The 12,962-nt window shown below is 60.0% G+C and carries 12 protein-coding genes; 5 read left to right on the forward strand and 7 right to left on the reverse strand.

Going from position 1 to position 12,962, the window contains the following annotated elements; all coding sequences use genetic code 11:
• Positions 1-90: 90 nt before the first annotated feature.
• Positions 91-498 (forward strand): F0F1 ATP synthase subunit epsilon, encoded by a 408-nt coding sequence (locus Q1B40_RS02080; RefSeq protein WP_299809266.1) that lies wholly within the window; start codon positions 91-93, stop codon positions 496-498.
• 94 nt (positions 499-592) lie between these two features.
• Here the strand turns inward: Q1B40_RS02080 and Q1B40_RS02085 are convergent, their stop codons facing one another.
• From Q1B40_RS02085 to Q1B40_RS02115, 7 genes are all read right to left on the reverse strand, one after another.
• Positions 593-3,205, reverse strand: coding sequence for a PAS-domain containing protein (locus Q1B40_RS02085; protein ID WP_299809268.1), 2,613 nt, complete (start codon positions 3,203-3,205; stop codon positions 593-595).
• A gap of 364 nt (positions 3,206-3,569) precedes the next feature.
• A complete protein-coding gene (locus tag Q1B40_RS02090) occupies positions 3,570-3,776 on the reverse strand; it encodes a hypothetical protein (RefSeq protein ID WP_068409120.1) in 207 nt (68 codons plus the stop codon).
• Positions 3,777-4,158: 382 nt separating this feature from the next.
• The gene (locus tag Q1B40_RS02095) at positions 4,159-5,775 is read right to left on the reverse strand and encodes a molybdopterin-binding/glycosyltransferase family 2 protein (protein WP_299809272.1); all 1,617 of its coding nucleotides are present in this window, start codon (positions 5,773-5,775) and stop codon (positions 4,159-4,161) included.
• Positions 5,772-6,467, reverse strand: coding sequence for an XdhC family protein (locus Q1B40_RS02100; protein WP_299809274.1), 696 nt, complete (start codon positions 6,465-6,467; stop codon positions 5,772-5,774). Before Q1B40_RS02100 ends, Q1B40_RS02095 begins: the two co-directional genes overlap by 4 nt.
• Positions 6,468-6,470: 3 nt before the next feature.
• Positions 6,471-7,097: a LysE family translocator gene (locus Q1B40_RS02105; protein ID WP_299809276.1), complete on the reverse strand. Its 627-nt coding sequence runs from the start codon at positions 7,095-7,097 to the stop codon at positions 6,471-6,473.
• A gap of 17 nt (positions 7,098-7,114) precedes the next feature.
• Positions 7,115-7,450, reverse strand: coding sequence for an XdhC family protein (locus Q1B40_RS02110; protein WP_299809278.1), 336 nt, complete (start codon positions 7,448-7,450; stop codon positions 7,115-7,117).
• A gap of 175 nt (positions 7,451-7,625) precedes the next feature.
• Positions 7,626-9,236: a phosphoenolpyruvate carboxykinase gene (locus tag Q1B40_RS02115; RefSeq protein WP_299809280.1), complete on the reverse strand. Its 1,611-nt coding sequence runs from the start codon at positions 9,234-9,236 to the stop codon at positions 7,626-7,628.
• A 27-nt stretch (positions 9,237-9,263) separates the two neighbouring features.
• On the opposite strand from Q1B40_RS02115, the gene Q1B40_RS02120 reads away from it, so the two are divergent.
• From Q1B40_RS02120 to Q1B40_RS02135, 4 genes are all read left to right on the forward strand, one after another.
• A complete protein-coding gene (locus Q1B40_RS02120; RefSeq protein WP_299809282.1) occupies positions 9,264-9,542 on the forward strand; it encodes a hypothetical protein in 279 nt (92 codons plus the stop codon).
• Positions 9,543-9,865: 323 nt separating this feature from the next.
• Positions 9,866-10,564 carry a response regulator transcription factor gene (locus tag Q1B40_RS02125; RefSeq protein WP_068409253.1) on the forward strand — a complete coding sequence of 233 codons (699 nt, stop codon included), beginning with the start codon at positions 9,866-9,868 and terminating at the stop codon, positions 10,562-10,564.
• Between the two features lie 111 nt (positions 10,565-10,675).
• Positions 10,676-12,493, forward strand: a complete 1,818-nt coding sequence (locus tag Q1B40_RS02130; protein ID WP_299809285.1) for a sensor histidine kinase — start codon at positions 10,676-10,678, stop codon at positions 12,491-12,493.
• Positions 12,490-12,957, forward strand: a complete 468-nt coding sequence (locus tag Q1B40_RS02135) for an aldolase (RefSeq protein WP_299809287.1) — start codon at positions 12,490-12,492, stop codon at positions 12,955-12,957. Before Q1B40_RS02130 ends, Q1B40_RS02135 begins: the two co-directional genes overlap by 4 nt.
• Positions 12,958-12,962 lie beyond the last annotated feature (5 nt).

Below are 12,962 nucleotides of genomic sequence, written 5' to 3' on the forward strand. Positions count from 1 at the left end.
ACAGATCAGGTTGATCGATCTGAAGATGCTAGAGGGTCCTGTTCGCGTTTCGCGCGGCAGGATGCTCCAGACTGACAAGGAAAACGCCAAATGGCTGAACTTTTCCAGTTTGAGTTGGTCTCGCCGGAGCACCAGCTCCTGTCCGCGCATGTTGCCGAGGTGATCGTTCCGGGAACCGAAGGCGAGTTCGGCGTTCTGAAGGACCATGCTCCGGTCGTCTCCACCATCAATCCGGGCATTCTCAAGGTCCGTAACGACGATGGCGCCTGGGCAGAATATTTTGTCCGCGGCGGTTTTGCCGAAGTGTCCTCCGGAGTGCTCTCCGTTCTGGCCGAGCAGGCTGTTCCGGTCAGTGAGATCAGTATGGACCAGCTCGATCAGGCGATCCGCAACGCGGAAGAAGACGCGGCCGACGCCAAGGACGATCAAGCCAGGCAGAAGGCTGAAATGACGCTGGCCCAGCTCAGGGACGTCGTGGAAGCCCTCAAAAAGGCCTGACGTATTCGGCCTCAACGTGGAAATGAAGATACGCGGTCCGGCGACGGGCCGCGTTTTTCGTTTGAGCCGGTCTTGCCGGTTCCCGGAAAAAGTTCTATCCGTTGGCAATCCGGCGGGAAGCGAGTTCCTCGAAGAACCGGAAACCGTTACGCCCGTTTTTCTTGACTTCATAAAGCGCAATATCGGCTCTCTTGAAGACCGAACCGGTGTCCTGTGTTTCGCCATTGATGGTGGCAATGCCGATGCTGATGCCGACGGAGACCGTCTGTTTCTGAACCTCGAACGGCGAGCGAAGCTTGTCGACGATGCGCCCCGCGATTTCCGAAGTGTGGAAATCTGTCGGTCCGGTCCCGCTCAGAATGATCGCGAATTCGTCTCCGCCGAGCCGGGCGACGAGGTCGGTGGAACGCACGCAATCCTGCAGCCGTTTTGAGACGAGCTTGAGCAGTTCGTCACCTGCATCGTGCCCGTAGGTGTCGTTGATCGGCTTGAACCTGTCGAGGTCGAGCAGCATCAGGTTTCCCCGCTTGTCAAGCGCGGCGGCCTTTTCCAGAGCTTCTTCCAGCTTCAGATTGAATTGTGTCCTGTTCGCAAGACCGGTAAGCGGGTCATGATGAGCCGCATGGGCGATTTTCTGCGCTGCCCGCTCATTCAGCGTTATGTCTTCGTGGGTGCCGATCCAGCCGCCATCGGGCAGGGGCGCCTGAATGGAACTGATCACCTTGCCATCCGGATGGGTTGTCTTCGAGCGGACGACTTCACCTGCGGTCAGCCGGGTGAACAGGTCCATGACATAGTCCTGAACGTTGCCGGTGAACTCGCCGCGTTTCTCTTCGGCCTCCAGCAGTTTGGTCAGGCTGACACCTTCCTGGACCTCACTTTCGGGTTTTCCGAATATGTCGATATATTGCTTGTTCCAGAGCGTCAGGTTGCCCCGGTTGTCGAAGACGCTCACTCCTTGCCGCATGTTGGCAAGGATGACTTCCAGTTCCTCCATCCGGTGGCGGGCGAGCCGTTCGTTTTCCGCGAGCTTCACTTCCATGAGCTTGCGGTCCGTCACGTCGAAGAAATTGTAAATTCCGCCGCCGGTGGGAAGCGGCGTACTGCGAACTTCCAGAAAGCGCCCGTCCAGTGTCTGCCGCTCGTAGTGGAGTGCCTTGGGCTCCGCTGCCAGCTTGAACCGTTCCTTCGCCAGTTTTTCCGGCGTGCCGGGCCCCAGGTCACCCTTGTCAGCACTGAATTTGAGAAATTCCAGAAGGTGCGCCTTCCGATCGATCATGTCCTGCGGATAGTCCAGAAGACGCTGGAATTCAGCGTTGTTCGACGCCAGTTTGTTGTTCTCGTCGTAATGGGCAAATCCGCCGGGGAAATTGTCGAATATGGCCTGCAGGGTTTCTGCCTGATGCCTGGTTTCCGTGACATCCGTCAGCGAGACGACAATATCGTCCAGTCCGTATTCGTTGTGGGGGTCTATCGGTTCGGCGTTCAGGCGGAGCCAGGTTTGACTTGGATTTCGGGGCAGTTTGAGGCTCACGACCAGATCGGTCACGACTTTGGGGTCGCGCGCCGCCAGCATCAACGGACCGTTGCAATCCTTGCCATCTGGCGATTTGCTCGTGAATTCAAGGCCGAGATCGGTGACGCATTTGCCGGTCGGATCCGTACCGTCCAGACCGAGAATTGCCTGCGCCGCCGGGTTGGCCGACTGTATCTTGCCTGACCGGGTCAGAAGAAGGATACCTTCGGTCAAGGCTTGGAGTGTTGTTCGCTGCACCGCCTCCGAGTGCCGGATCGCCTGTTCGGAAAGCTTGCGCTCGGTGATATTCTGGAAAGCGCCGACAATACGCGTGACCGACCCATCTTCCATGATCGGCCTGCCGACGGCCCGGACCCAGATGGGGCGCTTCTTTGCGGTGACCATCGGCAATTCCACGTCCCAGCCGACGTTGTTTTCGATAGCCGCGTGAACGGCCTTGCTGATCGTATCTCTGGCTTCCGGCGGATAGAACGAAATGGCTTCATTGATATCGGGGACGAAGTCCGGATCGACTTCGTGAATTTCCTTGGTCTTTTCAGTCCAGGTCAGGGTGTTGGCGGCGACATCGACTTCCCAGCCACCAACTCCGGAAAGATTTGCAATTTCTTCGATAAGCTCCGTTTCGCGAACCGCCTTCCGGCGCGCGAGCTCGACAGTATCAAGAGCTTCCCGTGTCTCAAGCCCCGCCTGGTGGGCCTTGAACAATCCTTCAGTGACATTGCCAAGGCGGCGGAGCTGCTTGAGCTGGGCGACTGTGGGGACCTGAGGTTGCCGGCCAATAACGCAAAGTGTTCCAAGTCTGTTGCGACCGTCGATGGAAAGCGGGCACCCGGCATAAAACCGGATGTGCGGCTCGCCGGTAACGAGTGGGTTTTCCCTGAAGCGTTCGTCTTCAAGCGCGTTGGAGACGATCAACAGGTCATCGGAGAGGATTGTGTGCTGACAGAAGGAAACGTCCCGTTTCGTTCCTTCGGCATCAAGGCCGCACCGGGCTTTGAACCACTGGTCTTCTTCGGCAACGAGGGAGATAAGGGCGATGGGACAGTCGAAAATCTCGGCAACCGTTTCGACAACGGCATCGTATTCCCGAAGGTGCTCGGAATGCAGGATCTGCAACGAGTGCAAAGCATTAAGGCGCTCTTCCTCGATATGTCCCTGCGCGATGCTCATTTTGCGTAAGGTCTCCCAAATATAACTGCAGTCAACTATTCCGTGTCGAAATTAAAAGTTATCCATTAAATCGCAATAAAAGATTAAACTTACACACAGGATGACTATTCGGTGAATAACCAGGGGAAAAAATAAGGTGATTGGCATTTTTTACTAGGTAAGCATTTGTGACGATGTCGGAATAATTTGTTTTCGCGTGAAATTAATGCGTTTCTCTGGTGTCATGGAAAATGTTGATCTAACTTCAGCGGCATCAATCTTGCCACGGAGCATTCAGGCAACAAAAAACCCGGCCATAAGGCCGGGTTCAAGGCTCGTGGCGTCGCCACGAAAGATCTGCTTTTATTTTAAGCAGCTGTAACTTTTAGGCAGCCCGACGGAAGGACAGGCTCATGCCGCCACCGGAGCGGCTGCGGCGGCGTTCTTCCGGCGGAATGTACACGATGGCGCTGTGTTCCGTGCAATAGGACACACCGGCCTCTACGCGCGTCGAGCACGGAAAGATGTAGTTGCCAGCATCACCTTCCGCCCATTTGCAGCAGCCCGGACGCGGGAGAGACATGTCAGCCATTTCGTATTTCCTTTGTTCTTGTACCAAGCAGCAAAAACGCTCGAGCATCCTTAGTGAAAGGATCCGAACAGCTTTTGACGGGAATCGGATGTAATCGGCGCTCGGGACGTCATCCGTTGTCCAACCCTGTAGGGTGCTCTGCAGCAAGCGCACGGCTTACATAAGCGGCATGTCACAAAAATGCAATAGAATAGCTTGAATTTCCGGCCTGCGTCTGATGCATACCGGGTTAACGAAATTTAAGATGCGGACTCGTGAAATGATGCTTTCAGGCATCTGTCCGGCCGCAAAGATCCGCGTCGAGACTTAAGGCTTTTCCCGGCTCGTCGTTGTCCGATTGATACCTGAACGCGTCATTGCCTGGAGCCGTACTCCGACCAAATCACTCGGAATGCTCAGGTAATGTCCCTCCGGCTTTCCGCAAGGCCTCGGGTGTGTCGAGGTCCAGTCTCGCTGCCATGCCGATCTCGACTTCCCTGACGAAATCCGGATTGTCGGCAATGATGTGCCGGGCCCCAACATCGCCGCTCAGGGATTTCAGCGCCTCGAAGAAACTTTTGTCCCAGAGAACCGGATTGCCGCGCTTGCCGTCCGCCGTGGCTGTAACAATCAGACCCGTGTCGTTTTGCCGGTAGGCCGCAATGAGCCGTTGCAGGATCCCGGTGTCGATCCGGGGCATGTCGCCGAGCAGAATGATGACGGCGTCGGTATCCGGGGAAAGCGCGTTCATGCCGGTGCGGATGGAGGCGGCCATTCCGTCGGCGAAATCCGGGTTGTGCGCGACCTCTAACGAAAGATCGGAGACCGCACCGCCGACCGCATCGGCAAGGTGTCCCGTCACCAGCACAACCTGTGACAGTCCGGCGCCGGTGGCAGCTTCTGCAACATGGCGGACAAGCGGTTTGCCATCCAGTTCGGCAAGAAGCTTGTTCGGCCCGCCCATCCGCGAGGACTTGCCCGCCGCCAGCACAAGTGCCGCGATCTTCGCTTTCCGGCCAGGGCTTGCAAGCACCCGCGGCTGAGGACGGCTGGCAATTTCCATCAGGAGGCCTCCAACGCCCATCGCGGTAATATCGTCCGGCCCCACATCGAGCCCGGCGAGAAGCCGGTCGAGCACCCAGTCGAAGCCGTTCTCCTTCGGGCTGCGGGCGCAGCCGGGAGCCCCCAGGACAGGCATGCCGTCGAGCGCTCCGAGCATGAGGAGATTGCCCGGGTCGACCGGCATTCCCAGCTGGCGCACCTGGCCGCCCGCGCAGTCCAGGGCGGCAGGCAGAACATCGTGACGATCGACGATGGCCGACGCGCCGAACAGGATCAGGAAGTCTGCACCTTCGCGCACCAGCTCGGCCATGGCGCCGGCAACGGCCTCCCGTGTATGGGGAACCCGCTTTTCGGCGATGACACTGCTGCCGCTTGGCCGCAGGCGATCTTCCAGGACCCGGCGTGTCTTGTCCAGCGTGGCGGTTTTCACATGCGGCAGCTCGGTCGCGACCAGTCCCACCTTGTGCTGTTTGAAAGCGGCAACGCGCACTGCGCCTCGAAGTGCCTCGGCCGCGGTGTCCACCAGCTCTCCGGCTACGGCAAAGGAAATGATTTTGGCGGTCGCGACCATGCGCCCCGCGGCCACCCTGCTGTGGTTCGCCAGCGTCGCAAAGGTGATGCCCGGATCGATCCGGTTGGCCGCGGTCACCGCGTCGGGGTCGACCACGAGAACGCCGCCGGATGCCGCGTAAAGGTTCACCCGACCGGTGAAGGCAGTGTCTTCGTCCAGCCCCGGGCCTGCAGCAGCAAGGGCAAGGCGTCTTGCCGCGTCGTCCTCGCCGATGTCACCGGGTTCGAGAGATGCCACCACCACTTGCGCCTGTCCGGCTGCCGCGAGCTCGGTGCAATCCTTCTCGGTAAGGACATGACCCTTCTTGAGCGTTCTGTCCGACAGCCTGGTCTTGTGCGCCAGAATGCACCCGGCGGCCTCTGCAGGCGGACGGGGCCCGAATTTCATGCCGCGGCCTCCGGTCCCTTGCGGAGCGCCTGGATGATGGAGCCAAGCACGGCCACCGCGATTTCCTGCGGCGACGCCGCACCGATATCAAGGCCGATGGGTGCGTCGATCCGTTCGAAAAGTGCCGCATCGAGGCCGGCAGCCTCAAACCGCTCCAGCCGCTTGCCGTGGGTTTTTCGGCTGCCAAGCGCCCCGACATAAAAGCATCCGGTTCTGAGCGCTTCCATCAGCGGAAAATCGTCGATTTTCGGATCGTGTGTCACGGCGGCAAGAGCCGTGTAGGCATCCAGGGGAGCGTCCTTGAGCACGTCTTCAGGCCATTCGCCTCTCAGCGTGCTGCCCGGAAACCTTTCCTCCGTGGCAAAAGCCGTACGGGGATCGATCACTGTCACATCCAGCCCGGCGATCTCCGCCATGGGGACCAGCGCCTGACTGATATGCACGGCGCCGATGATCACCAGACGGGGCGCGGGCACGGAGACGGTCAAAAAGACATCGCCGCCCTCTGTCGCGACCGTTCCGGATTTTCCCGACCGGAAGCGCTTGCGCAATTCATCCGCCAGCGGATCGGAGGAAAGATCGTCTTCGGCGCGCACAAGCCTCTGGCTGCCGTCCTGAAGGCTGGTCACCAGGATCGCCGCGCGGCGGGTGGAACGAAGTTCGTTGAGATCCGTGAGAAGCGTGAGGTCCATGGGTCAGGCGCGATCCGTTGCCAGTTTCACGCCGAGGCCGCACAGCACGGAGCCACCCAGCCAGCGGGTCAGATCCTGGTATCTTGAGTTTCTGGTCAGGCGTTTTTTCACTTCCGATGCAAACAGGACCGTCACCAGGTCCGCGGACGTGAAGGCGAAATTGACGAAAGTCCCTAGGATCAGGAACTGCACCCAGATCGGCAGGCCGACGCCCGGATTGACGAATTGCGGCAGGAACGCAATGAAGAAGATTGCGACCTTCGGATTGAGAATTTCAACCAGGACGCTGTCGGCGAACGCCCGTCGGGTCGATTTCTGTGGCAGGTCCGGCATCGGACCGGCGCTTACCCGGGTGCGGATCATCTGGATGCCGAGAAAGACCAGATAGAGCCCGCCCGCCAGTTTCAGGGCAAAATAAAGCGCCGGAACCACGGTGAAAATCGCCGACAATCCGAAGGCGGCCGCCGCCACATGGACGTAACAGCCCAGGTGAATTCCGGCGGCAGCCATGAGTCCCGCCCGCTTGCCGCGCGAGATCGTCTGCGCGGCGGTGTAGAGCAACGCCGGCCCCGGCATATAGGCAAACAGCAGGGTCGCGGCGAGAAAGGCGAGAAATGTTTCGGCTGTCATGGCTTCAAGGTCCGGGGTCAGGTGACGGGTTCGACATAGACACGGATGCGGCCGCCGCAGGACAGGCCGACCTGCCACGCGGTTTCGTCCGCGACACCGAATTCAAGCGTCGCGGGTTTGCCGGTTTCGATCACGTCGAGCGCTTCGGAGACCACGGCGCCTTCCACGCAGCCGCCGGAAACGGAGCCTTCGAAATTGCCGTCGGAATCGATCACCAGATGGGAGCCGACCGGACGCGGCGCGGAGCCCCAGGTCTCTATCACGGTCGCCAGCGCGACCGCCCGGCCAGACCCGGTCCAGGTTTCCGCCGTTCTGAGCACATCCGCCAGGGGAGAGGTATCGGTGGCAGGCATATGGAATGTCCCTTTTTGTCGATACCAATATAGACTGTTTCGGCCCCGATGAAATACCGGTGTGCGGTGAAGATGACCCGGCCTGCCGCAGGCCCTTGTTGAAGACATTGCCCAAAAAGAAACGGCGCCTGCGGTCACAGGCGCCGTCCAGGATGGCGGTGGTCGGATGGGGCCTTTATTCCGCCGCGAGCCTCAGGGCCGGGGCGGCGCTGAGAACTGCGCCGTCCACGTGAGCCTCAAAGGCTTCGAAGTTACTGACAAACATCTGCACCAGTTTCGCGGCCTGCGCGTCATAGGCGTCCTTGTCGCTCCAGGTTTCCCGGGGGGTGAGGATGCTGCCCTCCACACCTTCAACAGCGACCGGAACGTCGAAGCCGAAATTCGCGTCGGTGCGGAACTCTGCCTGTTTCAGGCTGCCGGAAAGAGCTGCCTGCAACAGCGTGCGGGTGGCCTTGATCGGCATGCGCTGTCCTGTGCCGTAAGCGCCGCCGGTCCACCCGGTGTTGACCAGCCAGCAATCCACATTGTGCCGGGCGATCAGGTCTTTCAGAAGGTTGCCGTATTCGGAGGGATGGCGCGGCAGAAAGGGGGCTCCGAAGCAGGTCGAGAAGGTCGCCTGCGGTTCAGTGACACCTTTTTCCGTGCCGGCCACCTTGGCCGTATAGCCGGACAGGAAGTGATACATGGCCTGGGCAGGGGTCAGGCGGGCGATCGGCGGCATGACCCCGAAGGCATCGGCCGTCAGCATGATGATGGTTTTCGGCATCGGCGCGCGGCCGGTGGGGCTGGCGTTGGAGATGAAGTGGATGGGATAGGCCGCGCGGGTGTTCTCCGTCTTCGAACCGTCGTCGAAGTCGGGAACCCGGTTTTCATCCAGAACGACATTTTCAAGCACCGTGCCGAAGCGCTGCGTCGTGGAGTAGATCTCCGGTTCGGCTTGCGCCGACAACTTGATGGTCTTTGCGTAGCAGCCGCCTTCGAAATTGAAGACACCGCTATCGCCCCAGCCGTGTTCGTCGTCGCCGATCAGCGTACGGTCCGGATCTGCGGAAAGGGTTGTCTTGCCGGTGCCCGACAGGCCGAAGAAAATCGCCGTGTCGCCGTCCTCACCCACATTGGCGGAGCAGTGCATGGGCATCACGCCCTTGGCCGGAAGCAGATGGTTGAGCATCGTGAATACGGATTTTTTCATTTCCCCCGCATAGGAACTGCCGCCGATCAGGATGATTTTCCGGGTCAGGTCGCAAGCGATGACCGTTTCCGTCCGGCAGCCATGGCGTTCGGGATCGCCCTTGAAGCTGGGCAGGTCGACGATGGTCATTTCCGGGACGAAGTCGGCCAGCTCACTCGTTTCCGGCCGCAGCAGCAGGTTGCGGATGAACAATGAATGCCAGGCATATTCCGTGTAGACGCGCACCGGCAGCCGGTGAGCCGGGTCCGCACCGCCGTAAAGGTCCTGCGCGAACAGCTCGCGGCCTTCGGCATGGTCGAGGAAATCACCCAGCAGCAAGTCGAACTGGTCTCGGGTCATCTGCCCGTTGTTGTCCCACCAGACGGTGTCTTTGGTCTCGTCATCGAGAACGACGAACTTGTCCTTGGGAGACCGGCCGGTATGAACGCCGGTTTCGGCGACAAGGGCCCCTCCGGAGGTGATCTCGGCTTCGCCGCGGGAAACGGAATACTCGTAAAGCACAGGCGCGTGCTGGTTCCAGTAGAGCGCCTTCAGCCCCTTGAAGCCGAAGGTTTCGCCGCCAATGGAGGGATTTCTGACACCTGTTTCTTGCATTGTTCCCGCAGTCCTCGTGATCTGGGCATGTTGCCGCCGAAGAATGGCAAGAAATGCGAAGGTCAATTCTCGCCAGATCCGGCTGTAAGGGCTGCGACCGTAGTGGAATGGCAGAAGGGCAGCAAGACATCCGAAGGTGCTATGTCTTTGTTTAATCGATTAAAATATGATGTTGCGTGTCAGTTGTTTAATTTGGATAGCGAACTAAATAGCGACATCTTCGCAATGTTCGATTTGTCGAAAAAACCGAAAGTGAGCGCGCTTGAAGCGCAAGTCTCATGGCGCGCGAGGCAACGTCGAGGATGAAATAAAGCGATTCCGGAAATCAACGGCAGCAGGCGAGGCCGGCGCTGGTTTTCAGATCGACTGGTCCTGGCCGGCCTGGGGCTGAAAGGGGACCGATTTTACAGCGGCAGGGCATGCGGCCCGTGTTCAACGGACCTGGCCGGACTCTTGAAATTTCCCGGAACGATCCCCACCATGCAGGCAGTGTACTTGCCATTCTCGCTCCCGAGTATCGGAAATGGCAGATTGCCTTAATTTATGCGCATTTAGCAGGCCAAACGCTCTATGTTACAGTGAAGCCGATGCGTGCCATCGGTGCGTTGCCGGAAATGGAAAAATAAAGCATGCCGACAATTGCCCTGGTCGACGACGACCGCAACATTTTGACTTCGGTGTCCATCGCTCTGGAAGCCGAAGGATATCGCGTTCAGACTTATACGGACGGAACCTCGGCTCTCGACGGGCTGCAGAGCGATCCGCCGGAACTTGCTATTTTCGATATCAAGATGCCGCGTATGGACGGTATGGAACTGCTGCGCCGTCTGCGTCAGAACTCGGATCTTCCGGTGATTTTCCTGACGTCGAAAGACGACGAGATCGACGAACTGTTCGGCCTGAAAATGGGTGCGGACGATTTCATCCGCAAACCCTTCTCGCAGCGGCTTCTGGTGGAACGGGTCCGCGCGGTGCTGCGCAGGGCGCAGCCGAAGGACGCCTCTGCTCCGCGCGACGATGCGGACAAGCTGCTCGAGCGCGGCCAACTGGTCATGGACCAGGAGCGGCACACCTGCACCTGGAACAACAAGCCGGTGACGCTGACGGTAACCGAATTCCTCATCCTGTCCGCCCTTGCACAGCGTCCGGGTGTCGTGAAAAGCCGAAACGCCCTCATGGATGCGGCTTATGACGATCAGGTCTATGTGGACGACCGGACCATCGACAGCCACATCAAGCGCCTGCGGAAAAAGTTCAAGGTTGTTGACGACGACTTCGACATGATCGAAACCCTGTATGGTGTTGGTTACCGCTTCCGGGAGGCTTGAGGCGGTCAGCCGGGAATGGCCAGAAGATATGTTCCGATCGGACCGAAGCATTTGATGAGGGGAAACCGGCCCACCGGCATCGTGGCACCGCTTGCCCTCGTGGTGGGGTAGATGGCGGTTGAAAGCGAGAGCGCCGAGGCAGTTGCTGCCTCCGACCCGGCGAGCGGGTCGGAACGCTCCCGCTTGCGTCGTCTCGGCAACAAGCGCATCCGTCGCCGACTTCTGAACCAGTTCGGACGTATCTTCGGCACCTATGTGCTCTCCTCCCTGACGCGGCGGATCATCGCCATCAACCTCGTGGGCCTTCTCGCCCTCGTGATCGGTATCCTCTACCTCAATCAGTTCCGCGCCGGTCTCATCGATGCGCGCGTGCAAAGTCTTCTGACCCAGGGCGAGATCATCGCCGGCGCGATTGCCGCCTCGGCGACAGTCGACACGGGAACGATCACCGTTGATCCCGAGCGCCTGCTCCAGTTGCAGGCCGGCGAGAGCATCACGCCGACGGGCGACGATCTGGACAGCCTCGATTTTCCGATCAATCCGGAACGTGTCGGCCCGGTTCTGCGCCGCCTGATCTCACCCACCAAGACGCGTGCGCGGATCTACGATCCGGAAGGCATTCTGATCCTCGATTCCCGCCATCTTTATTCCAGCGCCCAGATCCTGCGGTTCGATCTGCCGCCGCCTAATGCGGTGGAGGAGGATTTCTGGGATACGCTCTGGCAATGGACCAAGCGCTGGCTGCGGCAGGGCGATCTGCCGCTTTATCAGGAAGCCGGCGGCGGCGACGGACGGGTCTATCCGGAAGTCGAGGCCGCCCTTGCCGGATCGCCCGCGAGCGTCACCAGGATTTCGCCGCGCGGCGAGCTGATCGTATCGGTCGCCGTGCCGATCCAGAGGTTCAGGGCAGTGCTCGGCTCATTGCTTCTGTCCACCCAGGGCGGTGATATCGACGCCATCGTGCGCGCCGAACGTATCGCCATCATCCGGGTGTTCCTGTTCGCGGCCACGGTGACGATTCTTCTGTCGATCCTGCTCGCCGGCACGATTGCCGGGCCCGTCCGGCGCCTGGCGGCCGCCGCCGACCGGGTGCGGCGCGGGTCGACATCGCGCGAGGAAATTCCCGATTTTTCCGACCGTCAGGACGAAATTGGCCATCTGGCGCGCTCTTTCCGCGAGATGACCCATGCGCTTTACAACAAGATCGACGCGATCGAGCAGTTCGCGGCGGATGTTGCGCATGAACTGAAAAATCCGCTGACCTCGCTGCGCAGTGCGGTGGAAACCCTGCCGGTGGCGAAATCGCAGGAGTCGAAGGACCGGTTGATGGAGGTGATCCAGCACGATGTCCGCCGGCTTGACCGCCTGATCAGCGACATTTCGGATGCCTCCCGCCTGGATGCGGAACTGGCCCGGATCCAGGCCGAACCACTCGATCTGGCCGAATTCCTGCGCAACATGGTGGCCGATTCCAACCAGAGGGCAGGTGCCGGGGAAGCCACGGTCAAGCTGACGGTTGCCGATGCTCCGGGGGCCAGGCCCTATCTGGTCCAGGGGCACGATATCCGGCTTGGTCAGGTGATCAGCAATCTGTTCGACAACGCCCGGTCGTTTTCGTCCGCCGACGGGACCGTGCGGGCCGATCTTTCCCGCGAAGGCCGGCAGATCAAGATCACCGTCGATGACGACGGTCCCGGTATCAGAGCCGAGAACACGGAACGGATTTTCGAGCGCTTTTATACGGACCGCCCCGACGGGGAAGGTTTCGGCAACAATTCCGGCCTCGGCCTGTCGATCTCCAGACAGATCATCGAAGCTCATGGCGGAACAATCGTGGCAACCAATCGTCTTGAACCGGGCGAGGGCAGCAAGCGGAAGATCGCCGGCGCCAGGTTCACCATTTATCTGCCTGCCGGAACCGGCAAGTGACCGGCCAGAGCATTCATGCGAACTGCGTGATCATCGGCACCTTCGGCGTGCTGATCCGCGGTACGGCGGGAAGCGGCAAATCCCTGCTCTCCGAAACCCTTATCGAAACGGCACGGGCAAAAGGCAATTTTGCCTCCCTTGTGGCCGATGACCGTGTCTTGCTGAGCGCAGACGGGAACCGGCTTCTGGCGCGGGTGCCCGACACGATAAAAGGCAGGATCGAGATCCGCGGGTTCGCTCTGGAGGAGACGGCACACGAGCCGGAGGCGCGGGTGTTTCTGGCGGTCGATCTGAGGCCGCTGGACACCCTGGACCGCCTGCCGGATACGGCGATTGCGCAGGAGGTTCTGGAAGGTCTCACCCTGGCGGTGATAAGCTCTCCCTCAAATCGACCCGACATCAGCCTGCGGCAGATCCGCTGGGCCTTGCGCACGCTTTTTCCCGGCGGCCCGGACTACATTTGAAAGCG

This window comes from uncultured Roseibium sp., assembly GCF_947496995.1.
Taxonomy (GTDB): Bacteria; Pseudomonadota; Alphaproteobacteria; order Rhizobiales; family Stappiaceae; genus Roseibium.

Excerpts from the sequence above, each read along its gene's own strand:
- Q1B40_RS02105 (WP_299809276.1), bottom strand. The coding sequence starts at position 7,097 with ATGACAGCCGAAACATTTCTCGCCTTTCTCGCCGCGACCCTGCTGTTT.
- Q1B40_RS02085 (WP_299809268.1), bottom strand. The coding sequence starts at position 3,205 with ATGAGCATCGCGCAGGGACATATCGAGGAAGAGCGCCTTAATGCTTTG.
- Q1B40_RS02095 (WP_299809272.1), bottom strand. The coding sequence starts at position 5,775 with ATGAAATTCGGGCCCCGTCCGCCTGCAGAGGCCGCCGGGTGCATTCTG.
- Q1B40_RS02120 (WP_299809282.1), top strand. The coding sequence starts at position 9,264 with ATGTTGCCGCCGAAGAATGGCAAGAAATGCGAAGGTCAATTCTCGCCA.
- Q1B40_RS02130 (WP_299809285.1), top strand. The coding sequence starts at position 10,676 with ATGGCGGTTGAAAGCGAGAGCGCCGAGGCAGTTGCTGCCTCCGACCCG.
- Q1B40_RS02110 (WP_299809278.1), bottom strand. The coding sequence starts at position 7,450 with ATGCCTGCCACCGATACCTCTCCCCTGGCGGATGTGCTCAGAACGGCG.
- Q1B40_RS02080 (WP_299809266.1), top strand. The coding sequence starts at position 91 with ATGGCTGAACTTTTCCAGTTTGAGTTGGTCTCGCCGGAGCACCAGCTC.
- Q1B40_RS02100 (WP_299809274.1), bottom strand. The coding sequence starts at position 6,467 with ATGGACCTCACGCTTCTCACGGATCTCAACGAACTTCGTTCCACCCGC.
- Q1B40_RS02125 (WP_068409253.1), top strand. The coding sequence starts at position 9,866 with ATGCCGACAATTGCCCTGGTCGACGACGACCGCAACATTTTGACTTCG.
- Q1B40_RS02090 (WP_068409120.1), bottom strand. The coding sequence starts at position 3,776 with ATGGCTGACATGTCTCTCCCGCGTCCGGGCTGCTGCAAATGGGCGGAA.
- Q1B40_RS02115 (WP_299809280.1), bottom strand. The coding sequence starts at position 9,236 with ATGCAAGAAACAGGTGTCAGAAATCCCTCCATTGGCGGCGAAACCTTC.